Here is a 21,393-nt window from a genome sequence, read left to right as displayed (position 1 = left end):
CTACGGCCATGGAGAGACCACAAGATCCAGTTCCGGCCGGTGGGCCGATCCAAGGCGAGTGGTGCGTGCTGGTGGAGGAGAACATCGGGTCGGATGCGCGGATCTGGGGTCTCAGCCATGTCCGGACTTTTCCGACTCGTGAGGCGGCACTCACCGACGGCGCGATGATGGCCCGGCAGTATCAGCCGCGGCATCCGATGTCCGAGCGCGGCCGCCGGATCTACCGGACCGGCGAGGACATCTGGACTGTTCAGGTTCAGGGTGTCACCAGGACGTTTCACTTCCGGCTGAGTGTCGCCAGAGCAGAGGCCCGGTAAAACGACCGGCGTAGCATTGGGACCATCGAGGATTGGTGGTGCTGCCATGCTCGTCGAGATTCTCACCGGGATCATCGCCATTGGCGGTGTCTGGCTCGGAACCAGTGCGCGGGTCGTCAAACAATATGAGCGGGGTTTGGTGCTGCGCTGGGGCAAGGTGCACCGCAGGCCACGGGATCCCGGGCTGACTTTCATGCTGCCGATCGCCGATCGCATGCGGAAAGTGAACATGCAGATCGTGGCGATGCCGGTGCCCGCGCAGGAGGGGATCACCCGCGACAACGTGACGGTGAAGGTCGACGCGGTGGTGTATTTCCGGGTCATCGACCCGGTGCAGGCGATCATCGGTGTCGAGGACTACCGGTACGCGATGGGGCAGGTCGCCCAGACCTCGTTGCGGTCCATCATCGGCAAGAGCGAACTGGACGATCTGCTGGCCAACCGGGAACGGCTCAACGAGGGCCTGGAGATGATGATCGACAGCCCGGCGCTGGAATGGGGCGTGCACATCGACCGGGTGGAGATCAAGGACGTCGCGCTGCCCGAATCGATGAAACGCTCGATGTCCCGGCAGGCCGAGGCGGAACGGGAACGCCGGGCCCGCATCATCACCGCCGACGGCGAGTTCCAGGCGTCCCAGAAGTTGTCCGAAGCGGCCGCTGTGATGGCCAACACGCCCGCCGCACTGCAACTTCGTCTTCTTGAGACCGTCGTAGAAGTAGCAGCCGAGAAGAATTCGACGCTCGTATTGCCGTTCCCGGTCGAGTTACTGCGTTTTCTGGAAAACGCGTCGAAGGTCACAGAACGATTACAGGACAAATCCGAATAATTACGCTGTGTATCAGGTTGCTATGAGCAGACCCACATTATGTATGAGAAATTTGCCTTTCCCGGGGGTGTTCGGGCAACGCTGGAGGTCATGAGCAAACGCATTCGGATCTTCCGCCGGCGTGAGCAGGACGACTTACTGGAACGCAGCATGCGCACCTGCCCGGGGTGCCGGCGTGATGTGCACGTCTTCGCCGCGGCCTGCCGGCACTGCGCGCGGCAACTCGATATCGCCAGCTGAGAGCCGCTTCACACTGCAGGGCTGTGGCAAAGCGCGATACTGACCGGTAACTGACATCGACGTTTCCCGGGAGCGCACCATGGCTCGCCTCGCCCAGACGGCCGGACTGACCGACATCCAGCGGGAGATCCTCTCGACGGTCCGTACCTTCGTGGACAAGGAAGTCATCCCGCACGCCCAGGAACTGGAGCACGGCGACACGTACCCCGCGGACATCGTCGAGGGCATGAAGGAGATGGGCCTCTTCGGCCTCACGATCCCCGAGGAGTACGGCGGACTCGGCGAGTCGCTGCTGACGTACGCCCTCGTGGTGGAGGAGATCGCCCGCGGCTGGATGAGCGTGTCCGGCGTGATCAACACCCACTTCATCGTGGCGCACATGATCAAACAGCACGGCACCGACGAGCAGAAGCAGCACTTCCTGCCCCGGATGGCGACCGGCGAGGTCCGGGGCGCCTTCTCGATGTCCGAACCGGATCTCGGTTCGGACGTGGCCGCGATCAAGACGCGCGCCAAGCAGGACGGCGACGGGTACGTGATCGACGGTCAGAAGATGTGGCTGACCAACGGCGGAAGCTCCACTTTGATCGCTCTGCTCGCGAAAACCGATGAAGGAGCTTCAAAACCCCACCAGAACCTGACCGCCTTCCTGGTCGAGAAGCCGACCGGCTTCGGTGAGGTCGCGCCCGGCCTCACGATCCCCGGCAAGATCGACAAAATGGGCTACAAAGGCGTGGACACAACCGAAGCGGTGTTCTCGGGATTCAAGATCGGTGCCGACCGGGTGCTGGGTGCCGCGCCGGGCAAGGGTTTCGCCCAGATGATGGACGGAGTCGAAGTCGGCCGCGTGAATGTCGCGGCCCGCGCCTGCGGCATCGCGATCCGTGCCTTCGAGCTGGCGGTGGAATACGCCCAGCAGCGCAGGACTTTCGGCAAGGCGATCGCCGAACACCAGGCCATCGCCTTCAAACTGGCCGAGATGGCCACCAAGGTCGAGGCCGCCCACCTGATGATGGTCAACGCCGCCCGCCTCAAGGACTCCGGCGCCCGCAACGACGTCGAAGCCGGCATGGCCAAACTGATCGCCTCCGAGTACTGCGCCGAAGTGACCCAGGACTCCTTCCGCATCCACGGCGGCTACGGCTACTCCAAGGAGTACGAGATCGAACGCCTCATGCGTGAGGCGCCCTTCCTGCTGATCGGCGAAGGCACCAGCGAGATCCAGAAGACCATCATCAGCCGGGGCCTGCTGCGCGAATACAGGTCCCGCGGCTGAGATCCACCGCTGTGCGGGCAAAGTTGCCCTGGTGGGGCCGAGTTTTGTCGTGCTGTGCTTGGTCCCATGTGGGGAGGCGCCGGTAGGGCGGTCAGGCTGCGTTGCCTGGTGACGGTGATGGTGGTGCTGGTCACCGCCGGCTGCGAGCAGGCTGGTCCGCAACCGCCCGGCAGCGTCGGACCGGCGCGTGAAGTTCGTCCGGCAGATGTGCAGGATCCCGCAGCGGCGCCGAGCGCCTCGCCGGAGTCGGCCACCTGCGGGGATCCCCGGGCGAGCCTGCGCCCGGACGGACCGCCGGCCGAGCCCGGCCGCATGCCACCCGGGTCGACGATGGACGCGATCGTGCGCCGGCCGTGATCTCAGTACTCGTCGCGAAGCCGGACCCGGTTCCAGGTCGGTTCCTGCGGCCAGCCGTCGGGGGAGTCCTCCCAGACTTCCTTACGGCCGTAGGGCGTGAGGTCGAGCAGGTTGAAGTCTGTGCGCAACCGGTCGACGCCCCGCGCGGACGTGTAGTAGGTCCGGAAGACGTCGGAGCCGTCCCGGAGCAGCACGCTCAGGCCGAACCCGTCACCAAGGTCCAGATCCGAATAGAAACTGTTGCCGTAGCCCGAATACCACGGATGGGTCCAGCCGAAGCGATTGCGGACCACGGAAATCTCCGACTGCGGCGCCGGAGACATCAGGATCAGCCTGGTGTCCCGGGCATTCAGATGTGTCTGGTCGGTGGCGAGGTTGTCGGTGAACGAAGAGCAGCCGCCGCAGATGTGCGACGAACCGGGCGAGAGCATGAAGTGGTAGACGACCAACTGTTGCTTGCCGTCGAACAGATCCAGCAACCCCGCGGGGGAGCCGGACGGCGCAGCGAACGAGTAGCCGGTGGACAGCTGGACCATGGGCAGGCGGCGCCGGGCGGCGGCCAGCGCGTCGGTCGCCCGGGTGAGCTCCTTCTCGTGGACGAGCAGCTCGTCGCGGGCCGCCTGCCATTCCGAAGCCGATACCACTGCCGGTCGGTTCATGATTTTCCTCCAAACGAGGGTTCCCTGAGGAAACCCAAGCTAACAGTTCCTTCAGGGAACTCGCAAGGCGTAACCTCGGTCCATGCAGAGGACGAACTTCGGTGACATGGCGTGCTCGATCGCGCGCACGCTCGATGTCATCGGTGAGCCGTGGTCGCCACTCATCCTTCGTGACATCTATGTCGGCATCGGCCGGTTCGATCAGATCCAGCAGGACTTGGGCATCTCGCGCAAGGTGCTCGCCGAACGGCTCAAGTCCCTTGTCGCCAACGGTATCGCCGAACGCCGTCAGTACGAGGCCAACAGGTGCGAATATGTCCTGACCACCAAGGGTTTGGAACTTGCCGATCTGTTGCTCGTGATGGTCCGCTGGGGCGACAAATGGACTGCGGGCGAGGCCGGCCCGCCCGTCCTCTACCGCCACCACGACTGCGGTCAGGTCAGCCACGTCGAGCTGACCTGTTCGACGTGTGGCAAGCCGATGCACGCGGGCGATGTCGACGTCCTGCCAGGCCCAGGAGCAGCCGGGTTCGCGTCCTGATGTCCGGCTTGGCAGGATGGTCACCATCGGTGCAGGTGTGGAGAGGTGACAGTCGTGGCCGGTGGGTTTTCTGGGCAAGGGCGGCCCAATCCTGGGCTGCCGCGGTTGCCGACGCCGCCATCCGGTTGGCCGATCGGTTCCTATGACACGTACGAGGGGGCTCAGCGGGCCGTCGAACACCTGGCGGGAGCCGACTTCCCGGTCACCGAGGTGACCATTGTCGGTGTCGACCTGATGCTGGTGGAACGGATCGTGGGCCGGCTGACTTGGGGCAAGGTGCTGGGGACCGGCGCGTTGTCGGGCGCTTGGTTCGGTCTCTTCGTCGGCATTCTGCTCGCGTGGTTCTCAAGTCAGACCGTGTCGCTTGTGCCGGTGTTGGTCGGCGTGGCGGCAGGTGTGTTGTTCGGGCTCACGTTTGCGGCGGTCAGTTACCTGTCGACGCGTGGCCGCCGCGATTTCGCATCGGCCAGCCAGTTGGTCGCCGGTCGCTATGACGTGCTCTGTCAGCCGCGGAATGCCGAACTGGGCCGCGACTTGCTTGCCAAGTTGTCAATGCGCCCAACGGGTGGTACCCCGTAAACCCTTGACGTAATCGTGTCTGCAGTATTGTGCGATTGGCTTGCGAGGGGTGATCAACCCGCCTAAGTTCAGTGAGCCCGAGCGCGTTACAGGTGAGGTTGGGCACACCCGTCGCGCCCGGGGGCACAACGAGGTGCCGGGCGCTGTGAAGGGGCAAGCCCGGCTTCTCGCAGGACGAGGAGGCAGGGCATGCGCAGCGCCAGTCGCACGTCGCGGCGGCGCCTTGTCGCGGCACTGGGGGCAGCGGTTCTCGCCGCCCCTTTGCTTGCCGCGTGCAGTTCTGAGTCGGGCACGACGATCAATGTGTATTACTCGCCCGAGCAGAACTTCGACAAGGTAGTCGCGAAGTGCAACGAGAAGGCCAACGGCAGATACACCATCGTCTACAACAAATTGCCACGGGAGGCGGACGGTCAGCGTGAGCAGATGGTCCGCAGACTGGCCGCCAACGATTCCGAAATGGACATTCTCGGACTCGACGTGGTCTGGGTAGCGGAGTTCGCCGAGGCCGGGTGGATTCTCGAATGGACCGGGCAGAACAAGGCCGAAGCGGAACGGGATGTCTTTCCCGGCCCGCTGAAGACCGCGACATGGAACGGAAAGCTCTACTCCGCGACGAAGAACACCAACGTACAGCTGCTCTGGTACGACGACCGGCTGGTGAGCACGCCGCCGACGACGTTCGACGAGATGATCTCCCAGGCGCAGCGGCTGCATGGGGAGAACAAGCCGTACCAGATCCTGATGACCGCGGCCAAGTACGAGGGATACGTGGTGCAGTACAACACCATCGTGAACTCGGCTGGTGGGCACATCCTGTCCGACGACGGCAAGAGCGTCGTGATGGATGCGGGCGCGGTCAAAGGCCTTGAGGTTCTCAAGAAACTCGCCACCTCGGACGTCACCAACCCGGCACTGGGCAACTCCAAGGAACAGACCGTCCAGAACGGGTTCGAGGCGCCCAACAGCCAGGCGGCGTTTCTGCTGAACTGGCCGTACGCCTACAGCTCCATCCAGAAGGCCAATCCGGACCGCGCCAAGCATTTCAAGTGGACCCGGTATCCCGGCGTGAACCCGGGCCAGCCGGGCAAAGCCACGGTCGGCGGGTTCAACCTCGCGGTCAGCGCGTACTCCCGGCATCCGCAGGAGTCCTTCGAGGCGACGTTGTGCCTGCGTGCCGCCGACAGCCAGAAGTACCAGGCGATCACCGAAAGCCTGCCGCCGACGATCTCCACGATCTACGACGACCCGAGTCCGGTCGACCCGGCCAAACCGGCCGACGCCAAGGACAACCCGACGATGGACCAGGCGTACCCGATGAAGGACGCGATCCTGGAGTCGTTGGAGAACGCCCAGGCACGGCCGCTGACCCCGGCTTATCAGAACGCTTCCACGGTCATCGCCAACATCCTGTCGCCGCCGTCGGCCATCGATCCGCAGGCGACCGCGAACCGGCTGCGCAGTGAGCTGACGGATGCCTTGAATTCCAAGGGGGTTCTGCCGTGAGCCACGCCGCACCGGAGACCACGGCGGAGAAAACCTCGCCGCCGGCCGGGAAACCGCCGAAGAAGAAGGAAGTCCTCAGCGAGGGCAAGCGCGCTGAACGCAAGCTCGGCTGGCTGCTGTGCGCACCGGCCGCGATCGTGATGCTCCTGGTGACCGCGTGGCCGATCATCTATTCGATCTGGCTGTCGATGCAGCGCTACGACCTGCGGTTCCCCAACCAGACCGAGTTCGTGTTCCTGGACAACTACGCCACCGTGCTGGGCAACGGGTACTGGTGGGACGCCTTCGGCCTGACCTTGCTGATCACTGTCGTGTCGGTGATCATCGAGCTCGTGCTCGGCATGACGCTGGCGCTGATCATGCACCGGACCATCGTGGGCCGTGGCCTGGTCCGCACCGTCACGCTGATCCCGTACGGCATCGTGACCGTGGTGGCCGCGTTCTCCTGGAAGTACGCCTGGCAGGACACCACCGGTTATCTCGGCCAGTTGGTCGCGCCCGGTTCGGACCTGTTGTCCGACCAGGTGCCCGCCTTCTTCATCGTCGTGCTCGCCGAGGTCTGGAAGACCACGCCGTTCATGGCTTTGCTGCTGATGGCGGGTCTGGCCCTGGTGCCGGACGACCTGCTCAAAGCCGCGGCGATGGACGGCGCCGGGCCGTGGCAGCGGTTCACCAAGGTGATCGTGCCGGTGATGAAGCCGGCCATCCTGGTGGCGCTGCTGTTCCGCACGCTCGACGCGTTCCGCATCTTCGACAACCTGTTCGTGCTCACGCCGGGCCTGTCGTCGGTGTCCATCCAGAACTACAACAACCTGATCCGCGGCCTGAACCTGGGCATCGGCTCGACGATGTCGGTGCTGATCTTCATCACCGTCGCGATCATCGCGTTCCTCTTCATCAAGGTGTTCGGCACGTCGGCACCGGGCTCCGATTCGGGAGGTAAGCGCTGATGGCCATGATGATGACCCGGACACCGGGCCGGGTGACCCGCTGGACACTGATCGACATCGTGGTGGTGATCTACGCACTGGTGCCGGTGCTGTGGATCCTGTCGCTGTCGTTCAAGACGACGGCCACACTCACCGACGGCAGCTTCATCCCGACCGAGTGGACGTTGCAGAACTACATCGACATCTTCCAGACCACGGACTTCCTGCGGGCACTGGTGAACTCGATCGGCATCGCGGTGATCGCCACCGTGATCGCCGTGGTGCTCGGCACGATGGCCGCGTACGCCATCGCCCGGCTGGACTTCCCCGGCAAGCAGGCGCTGGTCGGTGTGTCCCTGCTGATCGCGATGTTCCCACAGGTGTCGCTGGTGTCGCCGCTGTTCGACATGGAGCGTGCGCTGGGGCTCTTCGACACGTGGCCCGGCCTGATCCTGCCGTACATCACGTTCGCGCTGCCGCTGTCGATCTACACCTTGTCCGCGTTCTTCCGCGAGATCCCCTGGGAGCTGGAGAAAGCGGCCAAGATGGACGGCGCCACGCCGGCACAGGCCTTCCGCAAGGTGATCGCGCCGCTGGCGGCGCCGGGCGTGTTCACCACGGCCATCCTGGTGTTCATCTTCTGCTGGAACGACTTCCTGTTCGCGATCTCGCTGACGTCGACGAACGCGTCCAGGACAGTGCCGGCGGCACTGCAGTTCTTCACCGGTGCCTCGTACTTCGAGGACCCGACCGGAACGGTGTCCGCGGCGGCCGTCGTGATCACCATCCCGATCATCCTGTTCGTGTTGTTCTTCCAGCGCCGCATTGTCGCGGGGCTGACTTCCGGCGCCGTGAAGGGCTGATCATGGCTGAGATCATTCTGGACAAAGTGACCAAGCGGTATCCCGACGGCGCGCTCGCGGTGTCCGAAGTGGACATCGAGATCGCCGACGGCGAGTTCATCATCCTGGTCGGGCCCTCGGGCTGCGGGAAGTCCACGACCCTGAACATGATCGCCGGGCTGGAGGACATCTCCGAGGGCGAGCTGCGCATCGACGGGCAGCGGGTCAACGAGAAGGCCCCGAAGGACCGGGACATCGCCATGGTGTTCCAGTCCTACGCGCTCTACCCGCACATGAGCGTGCGGGAGAACATGGCCTTCCCGCTCCGGCTGGCCAAGGTGGACGACAAGATCGTCCGGCAGAAGGTGGAGGAAGCCGCCAGGACGCTGGACCTGACCCAGCACCTGGACCGCAAGCCGGGCAACCTGTCCGGTGGGCAGCGCCAGCGCGTGGCGATGGGCCGGGCGATCGTGCGTAGCCCCAAGGCGTTCCTGATGGACGAGCCACTGTCCAACTTGGACGCCAAACTGCGTGTGCAGATGCGGACATCCTTGTCCAAACTGCAGAAGCAGCTCGGCACCACGACGGTCTACGTCACCCACGACCAGACCGAGGCGATGACGCTGGGCGACCGGGTCGTGGTGCTGCGCGGCGGTCTCGTGCAGCAGATCGGCTCGCCGCAGTTCCTCTACGAGCAGCCGGCGAACCTGTTCGTGGCCGGGTTCATCGGCTCGCCGTCGATGAACTTCCTGCCCGCGACCCTGGCCGACAACAACGTGAACTCCCCGCTGGGGGAGTTCACGCTGACCGACCGGATCCGGTCGCTGCTCTCCAGCGCCGACGCGCCCCGCGAGGTGATCCTGGGCATCCGCCCCGAACACTTCGAGGACGCCCGGCTGCTGGACGACTCGGCCAAGGCCGGTGGCGGCACGTTCGACGCCCATGTCGACGTGCTCGAGTCGATGGGCTCGGACAAGTACGCCTACTTCACCGTCGAGGGCGACCAGGCGACCTCCAAGGAGCTGGACGAACTGGCGGCCGACTCGGGCTCGGCCGACGTCCCCGCCAGCGGTTCCCAGATCGTCACCAGGCTTTCGGCCGCCTCCGAGGCGACCGAGGGCACGTCGGTGCCGATCTGGTTCGACGCGGACAAGGTGCAGCTCTTCGACCCGTCCAGCGGCAAGAACCTCACCTACTCGGGCTGAGATCCAGGCGTCATGCTTGCATGCAAGCAGGTTGCTGTCATGGCAGCACACTGCTAGCATGCAAGCATGACGCAGGTGAGCTGGCGGGCAGAGGAAGCGTTAGTGGAGCGTGTCCGCAAGGCGGCCGCAGACCATCGGCGCAGCATGAACGACTACATCACCATGGTGCTGGAGGCGGCGACCAATCCCGACCTGGCTCACGACGAGTACACCCGGATCAGGGAGAAGTTGGCCAGGGTCGATCTGGTCGTGCCTGAGCTGGATGTCAGGATGCGGGCCGAACTCCAGCAGCACCAGGTTCATGCCTCCGAAGAGGAGATTCAGCAGGCCATGGCAGCCGCGGGTCGGGGCACGAGCCTGTCCGACATCGTCAGCGAGGGGCGTGGCGGGTGACTGTATTCGCTGACACCTCGGCCGTGGTCAAGCGCTACGCCAAGGAACCGGGACAGGACTTGATTCGCCAGATCCCGATCCTCGTCGTCTCACAACTCGCCCGGGTGGAAGTTTCTGCCGCATTGTGGGGCAAGGAGCGAATGGGGGAGATCAGTCATCGGGAAGCCGCGGTGCTGGAGTCCTTGTTCGAGCGCGAGTACCACCACCTGGATGACGGTCCACGTGTGTTCAGCCCGGTGCGCGTGACTCCCGTAGTGCTCGAAGCGGGAGCACGGCTGGCTCGCAAGCACAGGTTGCGGGGTTTTGACTCGATCCAACTCGCCTCGGCCATCCTCGCGGCCGAGACCGCACCGGAGATCACCGAATTCGCCGCATGGGACAAGCGGCTGCGTGAAGCCGCCGCGGCCGAGGGATTCGCCCTGATCCCGGACTAGGCCGTCTGGCTGATCCGTGCTGACCTGCGGAAATGTCACTCGATCGGCCCCGGAAAGTGTCAGAGGGCAGTGCCACCATGTACGAGGGGTGAGCGATCATGGTGGAAAATGTCACGGTCGGTTGGCAGGTCGGGGCTGATGTCACCGACTGGCAGCTGACGGTCGAGTCGCGGGCGCGGCGCGTGCGGGCCGATCTGGCGGCGTTGCCGGCCGCGGAGGCCACGGAGGTGGCGCGCAAGGCTGCCGAGGTGTCGTTGGAAGTTGTCGACGCGGCATTGCGCAGTGCGGACAACAAGTGGTGGCGGTCGGGTGCGTCGTGGTGGTCGGGCTGGCACATCGAGCGTGCGTGGCGAGCCTTGCATGAGGCCGAGATCTATTTGGCGGCAGCGGATCCTGACCTTCCGGCGAAGCTTCCCGGGCTGCGGGCCCGGGTCCGGATGTACCTCGACGAGACAGACCCGCGCAGACAGGCGATGGAGCAGCCGGAGCCCGACAAGGCGATGGTGATCGATGCGATGCGTGCGGCGTTCGACGCGTCGGACGATTCGCACGCGGCTGCGAGAGCGTTGCGGAACAAGCTGATTGTCATCAGCCTGGCGTTGTTCGTGCTGAACACCGTGCTCGGTCTGATCGGCATCTTCAAGCCCGGCGTGGTCCCGATGTGCATGCCGCCCAACCTGGCTTTGCAGCAGGCGTTGTGCCCCACGGGAAGCGCCACGCCGAGTGGCTGGGATGTGTGGATGGTCCAGCTGTTCGGTGCGCTGGGCGCGACGATCTCGGTGGTGCTCTTACTCATCCGGCGCCGGCCGGATCTTTCGCCGTACGTCCTGGTCGGCTACCAGGCGTTGGTGAAGATCCTGCTCGGCGCCGCGCTTTCGGCCGTCGGTCTGCTCGCGTTGGGAGCGGGCCTGGTCAGCGGGATCGTCTATGTCGGATCGCAGGCCGCGTTGTTGCTCTGGGCAGTGCTTTTCGGTTACGCGCAACAGGTTGGCACGAGACTGCTGGACAACTACGCAGACCGGCTCATGGACGAAGTACGGCCATTACCCGAGAGAGTCGCCGGCCCGAAGCGCTAGTTCACCGTGTCCGCAAGGTTTCGATCACCTCGTCGTCCCAGCGGTGCGTGCGCATCAGCCGGTAGCGTTGTTCGCTCACCGCGAGGTAGGCCTCTGCCTCGGTCCGGTTGCCGACCAGGCCTGCCTGGCGGAGCATGCCGACCACGGGTTCGAACTCCTCGGTGTAGAAGCGGGCGGCGACCTCGGCGCGGTTGAGGAACCTGCACTCGTCCTGCATCAGCCGGAATCCCCAGGCCTCAACGGTTTCGCTCAGGATCGTGTACGCCCACGGGTCGCTGAGGACCATGGCCGCGCGGGCGGGCCCGGACAGCGGGACGCGTTCCAGGAACAGGCGCCGGTCGTTCTTCACGATCAGGTCACCCCGGAAGCGGATGCCGTTCGCGGAGATCTTCGTCTGCACCTGCGTGACATACGCCTCGATCGTGTCCTGGCCGAGCGCGTGTGCCACTGAGACCCGGTGGTGCCCGTCGGACACGAAATGCATGTCACCGACCCGGTAGACCTCGATCGGCGGGATCGGTTCACCGCGGCGCTGGGCGAGGGCCAGTCGCTGCCAGCGTTCGCGTAGCCGCCCGGATGTCGGGCGGAAACGGCGGTCGAAGTCGTGGGTGCGGTCCATGCTGCCGACGATCGAGTCCAGGCGGATCACCTGCAGGCCGAGTCTGCGTTCGCCGGACCGGCCGAGCGCGTCGACCACTTCGTCGAACGGCAGCATGATGTTGACGTCGTCGGGTTCGCGGCGCAGCCACGCCGCCAGCCGGGACAGCACCTGTCCGCGGCGGGCCCGCAGGAAGTCGTTCTCCGCGTCGGCACTGGGGAAACCGGTGTCAGCGGGCATGATCTCCTCCTGGCTGGATGTCCAGGATCCGGTAGCCGACCGTGTTGACGACCCTGGTCGAGTCGAGCCGCAGTTCAGGGATGTTCTCCCCGTGTGGGTGGATGTGCCCGTGCAGCAGCAAAGCCGGCCGGATCCTGCGCACGGCGTCGTGCAGGCAACGGAAACCTCTGTGTGGTGGGTCCTCGCGGTCCCCCAGACCACGCGGTGGCGAGTGCGTCAGGAGCACGTCGACGCCCCGTCCGTCTCGACGGTACCTGCGGTGCGCGGCCCTGACGAGCCGATTCGCCCGCCGTGATTGTTGTCGCTCGGTCCACTGGTTCGGACCTTCGCTGTAGCGGATCGAGCCGCCCAGCCCGGCGATCCGCAGCCCGGCCACGTCCACGATCCGGCCGTCGGTGTCCAGCCAGCCCTGAGGTCCCGGCCAGCGAGCGGGAAAGCCGTCACGCAGCCACAAGCCGTGTTTGCGGGCGAACCCACCAAGGTCGGCGTCGTGGTTGCCGGGAACCAGCACACACGGTTGCTCAAGCGCGTTGGCCAAGTACTCCAGATAGTCGAAGGGCAGGTCGCCGGCCGCCAGCACAAGATCGACCGAATGGCGGCGGACCTGGTCTGTCCACAGCGATTCGACCACTTCGTCGGACACGGTCAGTACCCTGGTCACGGCCTTGAGCGTACGACGGCAATAAGGCCGTCGCCCGGGGCGCGAGGGTGCACTACGGTAAGCGACGAAACGGACTGTTGTGGCCTAGGGAGGACACACCGGTGCAGGCAGATCAGAGTGGGGTCTTAGGCGGGCTCGGGCCTTTCTACCAGGGACTTCTCCAGCAGGTGCAGGGGATGCTCGGCACTCAGGGCGGGCGGGGCGCCAGAGCGAGCCGTCGTGTGGGCGACCACTACGTCACCGGCGGCACGAACTGGGGCGGCTACAGCCTTGAGTCGCTGATCAAGATGGTGGCCAACGACGCCAACCCGGCGCAGCTGCAGTTTCTCGCCGACACCTGGCGCAGGCAGGGCCAGAAGCTCACCGCCAGCTCGGACAACCTGCAGCGGTCGTTGGTGACGTTGATGCAGTTCTGGTCCGGTGCGGGTGCCGAGGCGGCCGCCAGCACGGTGGCCCGCAACTCCAAGTGGATCTCGAACATCGGTGACGTGGCGACCCGGATCGCCGAGCCCGTCGACGACTCAGGCGGTGCGTTGCGGTCCGCGCAGAGCACGATGCCCGGCGCGCCCAAGGGCGGGTTCTGGTCCGGGCTGGGCACTGCCGGTGGCGCTGCCGCAGCCGGGTTCGCGGTCGGCGGTCCGTTCGGCGCGGCCGCTGGTGCGGTCCTCGGCGGGATCGCTAGCGCGTTCGGCTTCGGCAACAGCAAGAAGAAGCTGAAGCGCAAGGCCGTGCAGACCATGACGCGGTACGAGACCGCGATCCTGGGCATCGACCGCGCGACGCCGCAGTTCACCGAGCCCGCGGACGGGATCATCGACCCGATCTGGAACCGGCCTGGTGGTGGTGACGGCGGCGTGGGCACGTTGCCGCCCGGTCAACGTCCGCCTGGCGGTGGCCTCCCGCCGAATCCGGGCGGTGGCCCGGGAACCCCGGGCTGGCAGTACCCCGGTATCGGCGGCACCGTACCGTCCTTTGCGGACAGTCCGAGCTCCCGTTGGGGCTCGTTGACCGGTGTCGGCCCGCTCGGCGCTGGTGGTGGTGCCGGGGTCGGCTTCGGTTCCCTGGGCGACGAGGCCGCGCGCAACAGCCGGCTGTTCGCTGGTGGCGCTGGTGGCGCAGGCCTGGGTGCGGGCATGATGCCGCCGATGGCGGGCGCGGGTGCCGGACGCGGCGGGGATCTCGAGCGTGGTGCGAACAGGTTCGGCAGGGCCGGAGCCGCCGGCGGGCTTGGCGGGTACGGGCCGGGCGGGATGGGCGCCGGCGGCGGCGCACGCAAGGACGAGGACCAGGAGCACAAGCGCCGGGTCCCGATGGAAGAGGACTTGTTCACCGGTGACCTGAAGGCCGCGCCGCCGGTCATCGGGCTGTAGAGGGGATTTCCGCCATGTACGACGACGACCCTTCGAAGCCTTCGGCCGGCACACCGGCTGCGATCGCCCCGGGCCACGGCTGGGAGGTCTCGCCCGAGCAGGTGCGTGACTTCGCCGCGGCCGTGGCCCAGGTACGGGCCGACCTGGACGAGGTCCGCCGTGAGGTGGAGGAGTTCCGTGACCCCGCGCTGGCGCCGAAGCTCGGCACCAGCCCGCCGGCCAGGGAGCTCTCGGAGAAGTTCGCCGACCGGATCGCCGGGGACAACGGCCTGGCCGGTCAGCTCGAGACCGCGTTGGCCAACCTGCAGGAGTTCGTCGATGGCGCCCAGCGGACCGCAGCGAAGTACCAGGAGTCGGACGCGTCCGGGCGTGACCGCTTCCGTGAGTGAGGACGTCGCGCTGCACCCGGTCGAAGTCGACCTGCTCTGCACGTTCGCCGAAGTCGAACCGCCGTTCCCGCTGGAGATCCCGGAGACGGGCCGCACAGATGCCGAACGGGCGTTGATGTTCCGTGGCGCCCGTGAGCAGCTTGCCGAGCGCGGGCTCGCCGACGACGAGGGCCCGCTGGGCCTGGCCGACGAGTTCGTGCATCTGCTGCGGTTCGGCAGCGGCGTGCTGGATCTGGTTGTGGCACAGGAGAAGACCACGGTCGGTGCGGTCGTTCTGGTGGACCGGAGCGACGCGCTGATCGTGGTGCAGCGCGCCGCCGATCCGTTCGGGACTGTCGTGCTGCGACAGGTGTCGCTCGACGAGGCGGTCGAGGAGCTGGTGCGGATCGTCCCGCGCCTGGACGCCGCCCAGACCACGCCGTTCACGTTGCCGCGCAAGGCTTTGCAGGCCGCGTTCGAAGCGATGATCGCGGACATGCCTGCCGACGACGAGACGAAGCCGAACCGGCTCGCACCGCACCAAGTCGAGGAAATCCTTGCCCGCAACGGAGTCGGCGACCGCGTGTCACGCCGGATGGTGCAGTACATGCAGCCGGTGCTCGGCAATGGCCAGGCCGGTGTGGCCCGCAGGTCCGGGCCCGCCGACGACTGGGACCGTGTCGGTGACGAGGTTCGTTGGCTGGACACCGAGCACGGCCGCTACCAGCTCGCCGGCGACGGCGAATGGATGAGCGTGAACCCGTTCGCCCTCGACGAGATCCGCTCATCCCTGCGAAAACTCGCTTCGGTACTGCGTTAGTCGTTGTGTCCCCAATGCCACATTGGGGACGCTGGATGCCCCCAATGTGGCATTGGGGGCACAAGAACCTCTGGGTTAGTGGGCGGCGACCTCGGAGGCGGGCAGGGTCTGCGCCCGGGCGCCCTCGGGGTTGCTGGCGATCGACATGGTGACGAACACCATCCAGGTCAGGATGATGGCGATCGCCCAGAACAGTGGGTTGAACAGAAGCCGGGACACGATGTGACCTCCCTGCGGGATCAGGGGGTGGACGGGGGAAGGGACCGTGCAGCAGCCGGGCGTCATTGCCCGGCTAGAGCCATCGGTTCTTCCGGAAGACCCGGTAGAGATAGCCGCAGACCACCAGGATCACGAGGATCACCAGTGGATAGCCGAACTTCCAGTGCAGTTCGGGCATGTAGTCGAAGTTCATCCCGTAGACACCGACCAGCATGGTCGGGATCGCGATGATCGCCGCCCACGCGGTGATCTTGCGCATGTCGGTGTTCTGCTGCAGCGTGATCTTCGCCAGGGTCGCGTCGACCAGTGTGTTGAGCAACTCGTCGAACGCCATGACGCGCTCGGACACTGTGGTCAGGTGGTCGTCGACGTCACGGAAGTACGACCGCACCTGCTCGGGGACAAGCGGTGTGTAGCCCTCGGCCAGCCGGCGCAACGGGTTGGCCAACGGCGTGACCGCGCGGCGCAGCTCGAGAACCTCACGCTTCATCAGGTAGATCTGCTCGGCACTGACCCGGGAGCGCGGCGCGAAGATCGCGGCTTCCATCTCCTCGATGTCGTCCTCGAATGCCTCGGACACATCGAGATAGCTGTCCACCACGCGGTCCGCGATGGCGTGCAGCACCGCTGCCGGGCCGACCTTCAGGCGGTCGGGAGACTTGTCCAGTTCCGCGCGCAGCGACGCGAGGCCGGAGTGGTTGCCGTGCCGGACCGTGACGATGAAGTCCTTGCCCAGGAACGCCATCAGCTCGCCGGTCTCGACGATCTCGTTGGTGGTGTCCGGGGTGTCGTGCTCGACGAAGCGAACTGTCTTGAGCACCATGAACAACGTCTCGTCGTAGCGCTCCAGCTTCGGGCGCTGGTGCGCCTGCACCGCGTCCTCGACCGCGAGTTCGTGCAGGCCGAACGTGTCGGCGATGCCCTTGATCTGCTCGCCGTCGGGCTCGTGCAGGCCGATCCAGACGAATCCCTCGTCGTGCTTGCGCACCTCGGCGATGGCCTCCGCGTGCGTCCACCGGCCCGGCACACGCTTGCCGTCCCGGTAGATCCCGCAGTTCACGACGTACGCCGACAACGGCACCGGCAGCGGCGGCGTGACGCGCCGGTCCGGCTTTCCGCGCAGATTGCCCAGCGGGCGAATCGAAGCCATGTGGGGCCTCCAGGGTGTCGTGCTACGGGCGTGCATCACGCCGAGGGGACCTTCAGTCCTCCCCGGCCTCGGAGCGTCCCGGCCGGTACCGCTGGGCCTACTTGACCCGCCCGGAGGAGACGCTGTTGGTACTCGGCGCGCTATCTGTGCCACTCACGAGCGTCCTCACCTCCTTGGGTCGGGTGGTGCGAGCGGTGGAGTCGCTCACACACCAGTTGCACAGAATACTCCCTGTGCAACCAGACTGTCGTCCTCGCCCATCGCCAGCGTTACACGGAGGTACGCCAAGTGCAGTTCGGCCGCTACTACGAAGAGTTCGAGATCGGCGCTGTGTACAAGCACTGGCCTGGTAAAACGGTCACCGAGTACGACGATCACCTGTTCTGCCTGATCACCATGAACCACCATCCGTTGCACATGGACGCGCACTTCGCGTCCGAAACAACCGAGTTCGGCAAAAACGTGGTGGTCGGCAACCTGATCTACTCGCTGCTGCTGGGCATGTCGGTGCCGGACGTGTCGGGCAAGGCGATCGCTAACCTCGAAGTGGAATCGCTCAAACACGTCAAGCCGACGTTCCACGGTGACACCATCTACGGCGAGACCGAAGTGCTGGACAAGACTCCGTCGAAGTCCAAGGACGACCGTGGGGTGGTCTACGTGGAGACTCGTGGGTACAAACAGGACGGAACCGTCGTGTGTGTCTTTCGTCGCAAGGTGATGGTGCCCAAGCGCTCGTACGGCGACGCGCGCGGCGGTGAGCAGCCAGGTCGCCCGGAGCCCGTGGTCTGATGACATCCCTCGAGCGGGCCAAGCAGCGGCTGGCCACTTTCGCCGTCAGCGAGGCGGCCGGGATCTCGCCGCTCTACGAGCTGCTTGGCCACGCGGCCAAGGACGACGACGAGGTCGCCGGGCTGCTGACCGCGGCGCCGGACGACTTCGCGCACGGCACGCTGTTCTTCGCCGCCGCCCAGCGGCTGGTGCAGGCCGAACCGTGGATCCCGCTGGCGAACTACTACCTGACCATGGGTGGCGGCTACGGCCCCGACGACCAGGTCTGGCCGCTGTTCCGGGAGTTCGTGCTGGCTCGGGCCGACAAGATGCGCGAGCTGATCGCGACCCGGACCACGCAGACCAACGAGGTGCGCCGGACCGCGACGGTCTTTCCCGCCATCGCGCAGGCCGCCAAGGAGGCCAAGGGACCGATCGGGCTGCTGGAGGTCGGCACGAGCGGCGGCCTGCTGCTGGGCGTGGACCGTTACGGCTTCCGGTACCAGAACGAGTCGGGCGAACAGGTCAACGCCGGTCCGGCCAAGACGCCGCTGGTGCTGACCTGTTCGGTGTCCGGCAGGCCGTTGCCGAGGCTGCCGAAGAAGCTCAACGTCGCCGCGAAGGTCGGGCTGGACCGCCGGCCGATCGACCTGAGCGACGAGGAGGAGCTCGCGTGGCTGGAGGCGTGCGTCTGGGCCGATCAGCCCGAGCGCTCCCGGCGGCTGCGCGTGGCGGCCGAGATGCAGGTCAAGGACCCGCCCACGCTCGTCACCGGGGACGCCATCGACGACCTCGCCAAGGCCGCCGCGGAAATCCCCGCTGAGCTGCCTCTCGTCGTGCTCACGAGCCACGTGCTGCCGTACCTGCCGGATGACCGGCGCAAGGCGTTCGTGGCCGCTGTGGCGGCGCTGGGGGCCTCCAGGCCGGTCTGGTGGGTCAGCCAGGAGCACTACCTGGCCGCGATGACGTACTTCCTGCCCGGCCGGAGCGATCTGGAGGGCCGGCACAACGAGATGTGGGGCGTGCTCGGGCTCGTGCACTGGAAGTCCGGGAAACCGGATGCCCGAGTGCTGGGACGCACCAGCGCGCACGGCCAAAGCCTGGTGTGGCTGTAGGGAAAATCATGCGCGAGGCAGCATGTCCCAGTCCCGGAGTGTGGGACCGAGCGCCTCGGTGAGCAAATTCGTCCGTTCGAGTGTGGTGAACGTCGCCAGGTCGATCCAAGCGGCCTCGGCGGCGTCGTCACCGGGGGCCAGAACGCCACCGATCACGTGGCATTCGTAGTCATGGATCTCGTACAAACCGCTCGCAGCCGGACGAGTGATCGTGCCGACCAAACGGCCTACTCCAGCTATCAATCCGGTCTCTTCTCGCAGCTCACGGGCCACAGCGAGGGCATCGGACTCACCGGGTTCGACCCGGCCGCCGGGGATCGACCACAGTCCGCGACCGGGGTCGTTGGCCCGCCGAACCATCAAAAGGCGTCCATATGTGTCGTGGGTCACCCCTCCGACGCACCTGATCTTACGAATCGGTCCACCTTGCACGAACACGCAGCGTAGCGATATCCGCCCGCCGGTCCAGGTGTGTGCTCCGAGTGCTGTACAACTCTCGTCAGCCGCCCACCTGGTGCGGTACAACGGTTTTCAACAGGCGCCATTGGGTGCGGAGAAGGACGGGGTTGGTCGTCGTGAACACGAAGAAAATTCTCGTGTTGACCGGAGTCGCTTTGCTCGTGTTCTTCCTGGTAACTCAGCCGACGCAGTCTGCGGGCATAGTGACATCCATCATCGACACGCTCAAGGATGCGGCGGAGGCGCTGATTACTTTCGTCCGTAGTGTATTCCAGGGCTAGGCGCGAGATACTGGACACATGTTCGCGCCCAGGGACCCAGACGAGTACCTGCTCGACTCGGAACGAAGAGTCATCCGGGTGCGCCGGCACTGGTCGGCGCTGGCGTGGGACATCTTCGAGGCGGCGGCGCTGCTTGCCGTAGCCGTGATGATCTCCTACGTCCTGCCGCCGTCGATGTGGTTACTGCAGAACGTGCTCTGGTACGCGGCGCTCATTGTGCTGCTCCGGTTCGCCTACCTGGTGCTTGACTGGTGGGTGGAGCGGATCGTGGTGACCGACAAGCGGTTCATGATGACCACTGGCGTGTTCACCACGAAGGTCCTGATGATGCCGATCGGCAAGGTGACGGACCTCACGTACGAGCGCTCATGGGTAGGCAGGCTCTTCGGCTACGGAACGATGGTCGTGGAGTCGGCCGGGCAGATCCAGGCCTTGAACAAGATTGCCTATTTACCCAAGCCGGAGCAGGTCTACGACGCCATTTCGGAGCTGGTGTTCGGCGACAAGAAGGCACAGGCCGAACGGTTCTCGATGATCAAGGCCAAGAAGGCGGCCTTGGGCAAGAAGAACGCCGGCTGACCGGTCGTCACCAGGCATCCAGCACACTGGGTGCATGGTGATCGACCTGCACACGCACTCGTCCGTCTCGGACGGCACGGACACCCCTACGGAACTGATCACCACCGCGGCCGCAGCAGGCCTGTCCGTGGTCGCGCTGACCGACCACGACACGACAGCCGGCTGGGACGAAGCCGCGGCGGCGCTTCCGCCTGGGTTGTCGCTGATCCGAGGCGCCGAGTTGTCGTGCGCCTCGCCCAACGGGCGCGGTGGAACGGTCACCGTGCACCTGCTGGCATACCTGTTCGATCCGTCCGCGCCCACAATCGTGGCTGAGCAGTCGCGACTGCGGGCCGAGCGCCGGGTCCGCCTCGAGCGCATGGCGGAACTGATGGCCGAGGACGGGTACCCGATCGACCCGGCCGCCCTGATGGCCGGGCTGCCCGCGGACTCGCCCGCCGGCCGTCCGCACTTGGCCATGGCCATGGTCGCCGCCGGTCTGGTGGCGTCGGTCGACGAGGCGTTCGCCAAGTTCCTCAACACACGTGGGCGTTATCACGTGAAGCGCCGGGACACGCCTGTGCACACCGCGATCCAGATGATCGCCGACGCGGGCGGCGTGACCGTGTTGGCGCACGCGTTCGCACGTCACCGCGGCCCCACTGTGACCGCCGAAGTGATCAAGGAGCTCGCCGCGGCCGGCCTGACCGGGCTGGAGGTCGACCACCCGGACCACGACCCCGCCACCCGCGCCGAACTGCGCGCACTCGCCGAAGACCTGAGCCTGGTGCAGACCGGGTCGAGCGACTACCACGGAACCAACAAGACGATCCGCATCGGCCAGGAGTCGACCTCGCCGGAGGCCCTCGACGCCCTGATCACCCGGACATCGGGCGTTCCGGTCCTGCCCGGGTAGGGGGCCGCTACCAGCGGTTTCGGTTCGGTCCTGTTTGGATGGGCCGGTGGCGCTGACCGACTACTTCGATGCGCGGTTGTTCACCGCGACGACCATCACCCTGGTCGTCATCATGGACCCGCCGGGCACCATCCCGGTGTTCCTCAGCCTGGTCGGCCGCAAGTCGCGGCTGGCCAGGGCACGTGCGGCGCGCCAGGCGGTGCTGGTCTCGCTGGCGGTGATCACGCTGTTCGCCGTCGGCGGCCAGGCGATCCTGGCGTACCTGCACATCGGGATTCCCGCGTTGCAGGGCGCCGGCGGCCTGCTGTTGTTACTGATCGCGCTCGATCTGCTGACCGGTCGCGGCACCGCGGAGCCGCAGGAGGTCGAGGACGTCAACGTCGCCCTCGTGCCGCTGGGCACGCCATTGCTGGCCGGACCAGGCGCGATCGCGGCGACGATCGTGTTCGTGCGTCAGGCCGACGGAAAGACCGGGTCGTATGTAGCGCTGGCATTGGCGATTCTCGCGGTGCACTTCCTGCTGTGGATCTGCCTGCGGTTCTCCGGCCTGGTGATCCGGTTGATCAAGGAGAGCGGGATCGTGCTGCTTGCCAAGATCGCCGGATTGTTGCTGGCAGCGATCGCGGTGCAACTGCTTGCCGACGCCGTGCGCGGTTTTGTCAGTGGGTCCGGGTAACTTGGGGG

29 protein-coding genes are annotated in these 21,393 nt (G+C 66.0%); 23 read left to right on the top strand and 6 right to left on the bottom strand.

Going from position 1 to position 21,393, the window contains the following annotated elements; all coding sequences use genetic code 11:
• Nucleotides 1-8: 8 nt before the first annotated feature.
• The 5 genes from JOF56_RS05535 (at nucleotide 9) to JOF56_RS05515 (ending at nucleotide 3,019) form a co-directional block, all read left to right on the top strand.
• Nucleotides 9-317 carry a hypothetical protein gene (locus JOF56_RS05535; protein WP_209635172.1) on the top strand — a complete coding sequence of 103 codons (309 nt, stop codon included), beginning with the start codon at nucleotides 9-11 and terminating at the stop codon, nucleotides 315-317.
• Nucleotides 318-363: 46 nt separating this feature from the next.
• Entirely contained in the window at nucleotides 364-1,146 is a 783-nt protein-coding gene (locus JOF56_RS05530) for a slipin family protein (protein WP_209635170.1), read from the top strand.
• A 90-nt stretch (nucleotides 1,147-1,236) separates the two neighbouring features.
• The gene (locus JOF56_RS05525; protein ID WP_209635168.1) at nucleotides 1,237-1,386 is read left to right on the top strand and encodes a hypothetical protein; all 150 of its coding nucleotides are present in this window, start codon (nucleotides 1,237-1,239) and stop codon (nucleotides 1,384-1,386) included.
• Nucleotides 1,387-1,465: 79 nt separating this feature from the next.
• Complete coding sequence (locus JOF56_RS05520) at nucleotides 1,466-2,662, top strand: acyl-CoA dehydrogenase family protein (RefSeq protein ID WP_209635166.1); 1,197 nt, start codon at nucleotides 1,466-1,468, stop codon at nucleotides 2,660-2,662.
• A gap of 66 nt (nucleotides 2,663-2,728) precedes the next feature.
• On the top strand, nucleotides 2,729-3,019 hold the full coding sequence (locus JOF56_RS05515) for a hypothetical protein (RefSeq protein ID WP_209635164.1): 291 nt from the start codon (nucleotides 2,729-2,731) through the stop codon (nucleotides 3,017-3,019).
• 2 nt (nucleotides 3,020-3,021) lie between these two features.
• On the opposite strand, the gene JOF56_RS05510 is transcribed toward JOF56_RS05515, so the two are convergent.
• Nucleotides 3,022-3,678, bottom strand: a complete 657-nt coding sequence (locus JOF56_RS05510) for a DUF899 domain-containing protein (RefSeq protein ID WP_209635161.1) — start codon at nucleotides 3,676-3,678, stop codon at nucleotides 3,022-3,024.
• Nucleotides 3,679-3,760: 82 nt separating this feature from the next.
• On the opposite strand from JOF56_RS05510, the gene JOF56_RS05505 reads away from it, so the two are divergent.
• The 9 genes from JOF56_RS05505 to JOF56_RS05465 all read left to right on the top strand — a co-directional run bounded on the left by JOF56_RS05505 (nucleotide 3,761) and on the right by JOF56_RS05465 (nucleotide 11,183).
• Nucleotides 3,761-4,219, top strand: a complete 459-nt coding sequence (locus JOF56_RS05505; protein ID WP_209635159.1) for a winged helix-turn-helix transcriptional regulator — start codon at nucleotides 3,761-3,763, stop codon at nucleotides 4,217-4,219.
• A gap of 45 nt (nucleotides 4,220-4,264) precedes the next feature.
• The gene (locus tag JOF56_RS05500) at nucleotides 4,265-4,798 is read left to right on the top strand and encodes a YflT domain-containing protein (RefSeq protein ID WP_372447837.1); all 534 of its coding nucleotides are present in this window, start codon (nucleotides 4,265-4,267) and stop codon (nucleotides 4,796-4,798) included.
• 189 nt (nucleotides 4,799-4,987) lie between these two features.
• Complete coding sequence (locus tag JOF56_RS05495) at nucleotides 4,988-6,304, top strand: ABC transporter substrate-binding protein (RefSeq protein ID WP_209635158.1); 1,317 nt, start codon at nucleotides 4,988-4,990, stop codon at nucleotides 6,302-6,304.
• Nucleotides 6,301-7,254 carry a carbohydrate ABC transporter permease gene (locus tag JOF56_RS05490; protein WP_307854932.1) on the top strand — a complete coding sequence of 318 codons (954 nt, stop codon included), beginning with the start codon at nucleotides 6,301-6,303 and terminating at the stop codon, nucleotides 7,252-7,254. The genes JOF56_RS05495 and JOF56_RS05490 overlap by 4 nt, the downstream gene beginning before the upstream one ends.
• On the top strand, nucleotides 7,254-8,096 hold the full coding sequence (locus JOF56_RS05485; RefSeq protein ID WP_209635156.1) for a carbohydrate ABC transporter permease: 843 nt from the start codon (nucleotides 7,254-7,256) through the stop codon (nucleotides 8,094-8,096). Before JOF56_RS05490 ends, JOF56_RS05485 begins: the two co-directional genes overlap by 1 nt.
• A 2-nt stretch (nucleotides 8,097-8,098) precedes the next feature.
• A complete protein-coding gene (locus JOF56_RS05480; RefSeq protein ID WP_209635154.1) occupies nucleotides 8,099-9,280 on the top strand; it encodes an ABC transporter ATP-binding protein in 1,182 nt (393 codons plus the stop codon).
• A 66-nt stretch (nucleotides 9,281-9,346) separates the two neighbouring features.
• Nucleotides 9,347-9,673 carry a transcriptional regulator gene (locus tag JOF56_RS05475; RefSeq protein ID WP_209635151.1) on the top strand — a complete coding sequence of 109 codons (327 nt, stop codon included), beginning with the start codon at nucleotides 9,347-9,349 and terminating at the stop codon, nucleotides 9,671-9,673.
• Complete coding sequence (locus tag JOF56_RS05470) at nucleotides 9,670-10,107, top strand: type II toxin-antitoxin system VapC family toxin (protein ID WP_209635149.1); 438 nt, start codon at nucleotides 9,670-9,672, stop codon at nucleotides 10,105-10,107. The genes JOF56_RS05475 and JOF56_RS05470 overlap by 4 nt, the downstream gene beginning before the upstream one ends.
• Before the next feature lie 98 nt (nucleotides 10,108-10,205).
• Nucleotides 10,206-11,183, top strand: coding sequence for a hypothetical protein (locus JOF56_RS05465; RefSeq protein WP_209635147.1), 978 nt, complete (start codon nucleotides 10,206-10,208; stop codon nucleotides 11,181-11,183).
• 1 nt (nucleotide 11,184) lies between these two features.
• Here JOF56_RS05465 and JOF56_RS05460 read toward each other — a convergent pair whose 3' ends face one another.
• Both JOF56_RS05460 and JOF56_RS05455 read right to left on the bottom strand, forming a co-directional pair.
• The gene (locus tag JOF56_RS05460; RefSeq protein ID WP_209635145.1) at nucleotides 11,185-12,021 is read right to left on the bottom strand and encodes a chromosome partitioning protein ParB; all 837 of its coding nucleotides are present in this window, start codon (nucleotides 12,019-12,021) and stop codon (nucleotides 11,185-11,187) included.
• The gene (locus JOF56_RS05455; protein ID WP_209635143.1) at nucleotides 12,011-12,682 is read right to left on the bottom strand and encodes a metallophosphoesterase family protein; all 672 of its coding nucleotides are present in this window, start codon (nucleotides 12,680-12,682) and stop codon (nucleotides 12,011-12,013) included. Before JOF56_RS05455 ends, JOF56_RS05460 begins: the two co-directional genes overlap by 11 nt.
• Before the next feature lie 176 nt (nucleotides 12,683-12,858).
• Between JOF56_RS05455 and JOF56_RS05450 the strand changes: the two genes are divergently transcribed.
• Genes JOF56_RS05450 through JOF56_RS05440 form a run of 3 tightly spaced genes read left to right on the top strand, consistent with a single transcriptional unit; the run spans nucleotide 12,859 to nucleotide 15,240 of the window.
• Nucleotides 12,859-14,052, top strand: a complete 1,194-nt coding sequence (locus JOF56_RS05450; RefSeq protein ID WP_209635141.1) for a hypothetical protein — start codon at nucleotides 12,859-12,861, stop codon at nucleotides 14,050-14,052.
• Nucleotides 14,053-14,066: 14 nt separating this feature from the next.
• Entirely contained in the window at nucleotides 14,067-14,441 is a 375-nt protein-coding gene (locus JOF56_RS05445) for a hypothetical protein (RefSeq protein WP_209635138.1), read from the top strand.
• The gene (locus JOF56_RS05440; protein ID WP_209635136.1) at nucleotides 14,422-15,240 is read left to right on the top strand and encodes an ESX secretion-associated protein EspG; all 819 of its coding nucleotides are present in this window, start codon (nucleotides 14,422-14,424) and stop codon (nucleotides 15,238-15,240) included. Before JOF56_RS05445 ends, JOF56_RS05440 begins: the two co-directional genes overlap by 20 nt.
• A 75-nt stretch (nucleotides 15,241-15,315) precedes the next feature.
• On the opposite strand, the gene JOF56_RS05435 is transcribed toward JOF56_RS05440, so the two are convergent.
• A complete protein-coding gene (locus tag JOF56_RS05435; protein WP_209635135.1) occupies nucleotides 15,316-15,459 on the bottom strand; it encodes a hypothetical protein in 144 nt (47 codons plus the stop codon).
• Nucleotides 15,460-15,532: 73 nt separating this feature from the next.
• Nucleotides 15,533-16,609 (bottom strand): magnesium/cobalt transporter CorA, encoded by a 1,077-nt coding sequence (gene corA, locus JOF56_RS05430; RefSeq protein ID WP_209635133.1) that lies wholly within the window; start codon nucleotides 16,607-16,609, stop codon nucleotides 15,533-15,535.
• A 288-nt stretch (nucleotides 16,610-16,897) separates the two neighbouring features.
• Here corA and JOF56_RS05425 point away from each other — a divergent pair, with 288 nt between their 5' ends.
• Both JOF56_RS05425 and JOF56_RS05420 read left to right on the top strand, forming a co-directional pair.
• Nucleotides 16,898-17,401 carry a MaoC family dehydratase gene (locus tag JOF56_RS05425; RefSeq protein ID WP_209635132.1) on the top strand — a complete coding sequence of 168 codons (504 nt, stop codon included), beginning with the start codon at nucleotides 16,898-16,900 and terminating at the stop codon, nucleotides 17,399-17,401.
• Nucleotides 17,398-18,495 carry a DUF2332 domain-containing protein gene (locus tag JOF56_RS05420; protein WP_209648023.1) on the top strand — a complete coding sequence of 366 codons (1,098 nt, stop codon included), beginning with the start codon at nucleotides 17,398-17,400 and terminating at the stop codon, nucleotides 18,493-18,495. Before JOF56_RS05425 ends, JOF56_RS05420 begins: the two co-directional genes overlap by 4 nt.
• A gap of 6 nt (nucleotides 18,496-18,501) precedes the next feature.
• Here JOF56_RS05420 and JOF56_RS05415 read toward each other — a convergent pair whose 3' ends face one another.
• On the bottom strand, nucleotides 18,502-18,927 hold the full coding sequence (locus JOF56_RS05415) for an NUDIX hydrolase (RefSeq protein WP_209635131.1): 426 nt from the start codon (nucleotides 18,925-18,927) through the stop codon (nucleotides 18,502-18,504).
• Nucleotides 18,928-19,070: 143 nt separating this feature from the next.
• On the opposite strand from JOF56_RS05415, the gene JOF56_RS05410 reads away from it, so the two are divergent.
• From JOF56_RS05410 to JOF56_RS05395, 4 genes are read left to right on the top strand one after another with little or no spacing between them, the layout of a single operon-like run.
• Nucleotides 19,071-19,235 (top strand): hypothetical protein, encoded by a 165-nt coding sequence (locus tag JOF56_RS05410; protein WP_209649131.1) that lies wholly within the window; start codon nucleotides 19,071-19,073, stop codon nucleotides 19,233-19,235.
• Between the two features lie 18 nt (nucleotides 19,236-19,253).
• On the top strand, nucleotides 19,254-19,814 hold the full coding sequence (locus tag JOF56_RS05405) for a PH domain-containing protein (protein ID WP_209635130.1): 561 nt from the start codon (nucleotides 19,254-19,256) through the stop codon (nucleotides 19,812-19,814).
• A 34-nt stretch (nucleotides 19,815-19,848) separates the two neighbouring features.
• Nucleotides 19,849-20,709, top strand: coding sequence for a PHP domain-containing protein (locus tag JOF56_RS05400; protein ID WP_209635129.1), 861 nt, complete (start codon nucleotides 19,849-19,851; stop codon nucleotides 20,707-20,709).
• A 46-nt stretch (nucleotides 20,710-20,755) separates the two neighbouring features.
• Entirely contained in the window at nucleotides 20,756-21,385 is a 630-nt protein-coding gene (locus tag JOF56_RS05395; RefSeq protein WP_209635128.1) for a MarC family protein, read from the top strand.
• Nucleotides 21,386-21,393: the final 8 nt, after the last annotated feature.

The sequence above is a fragment of the Kibdelosporangium banguiense genome (assembly GCF_017876405.1).
Classification (GTDB): domain Bacteria; phylum Actinomycetota; class Actinomycetes; order Mycobacteriales; family Pseudonocardiaceae; genus Kibdelosporangium; species Kibdelosporangium banguiense.
This window is presented reverse-complemented; position numbering and strand designations above follow the sequence as displayed.

Coding starts and splice junctions, on each gene's coding strand:
- JOF56_RS05460 (WP_209635145.1), bottom strand. CDS start 12,021: ATGCCCGCTGACACCGGTTTCCCCAGTGCCGACGCGGAGAACGACTTC.
- JOF56_RS05535 (WP_209635172.1), top strand. CDS start 9: ATGGAGAGACCACAAGATCCAGTTCCGGCCGGTGGGCCGATCCAAGGC.
- JOF56_RS05495 (WP_209635158.1), top strand. CDS start 4,988: ATGCGCAGCGCCAGTCGCACGTCGCGGCGGCGCCTTGTCGCGGCACTG.
- JOF56_RS05485 (WP_209635156.1), top strand. CDS start 7,254: ATGGCCATGATGATGACCCGGACACCGGGCCGGGTGACCCGCTGGACA.
- JOF56_RS05515 (WP_209635164.1), top strand. CDS start 2,729: ATGTGGGGAGGCGCCGGTAGGGCGGTCAGGCTGCGTTGCCTGGTGACG.
- JOF56_RS05450 (WP_209635141.1), top strand. CDS start 12,859: ATGCTCGGCACTCAGGGCGGGCGGGGCGCCAGAGCGAGCCGTCGTGTG.
- JOF56_RS05520 (WP_209635166.1), top strand. CDS start 1,466: ATGGCTCGCCTCGCCCAGACGGCCGGACTGACCGACATCCAGCGGGAG.
- corA (WP_209635133.1), bottom strand. CDS start 16,609: ATGGCTTCGATTCGCCCGCTGGGCAATCTGCGCGGAAAGCCGGACCGG.
- JOF56_RS05530 (WP_209635170.1), top strand. CDS start 364: ATGCTCGTCGAGATTCTCACCGGGATCATCGCCATTGGCGGTGTCTGG.
- JOF56_RS05480 (WP_209635154.1), top strand. CDS start 8,099: ATGGCTGAGATCATTCTGGACAAAGTGACCAAGCGGTATCCCGACGGC.
- JOF56_RS05465 (WP_209635147.1), top strand. CDS start 10,206: ATGGTGGAAAATGTCACGGTCGGTTGGCAGGTCGGGGCTGATGTCACC.
- JOF56_RS05525 (WP_209635168.1), top strand. CDS start 1,237: ATGAGCAAACGCATTCGGATCTTCCGCCGGCGTGAGCAGGACGACTTA.
- JOF56_RS05505 (WP_209635159.1), top strand. CDS start 3,761: ATGCAGAGGACGAACTTCGGTGACATGGCGTGCTCGATCGCGCGCACG.
- JOF56_RS05445 (WP_209635138.1), top strand. CDS start 14,067: ATGTACGACGACGACCCTTCGAAGCCTTCGGCCGGCACACCGGCTGCG.
- JOF56_RS05400 (WP_209635129.1), top strand. CDS start 19,849: ATGGTGATCGACCTGCACACGCACTCGTCCGTCTCGGACGGCACGGAC.
- JOF56_RS05405 (WP_209635130.1), top strand. CDS start 19,254: ATGTTCGCGCCCAGGGACCCAGACGAGTACCTGCTCGACTCGGAACGA.
- JOF56_RS05475 (WP_209635151.1), top strand. CDS start 9,347: ATGACGCAGGTGAGCTGGCGGGCAGAGGAAGCGTTAGTGGAGCGTGTC.
- JOF56_RS05510 (WP_209635161.1), bottom strand. CDS start 3,678: ATGAACCGACCGGCAGTGGTATCGGCTTCGGAATGGCAGGCGGCCCGC.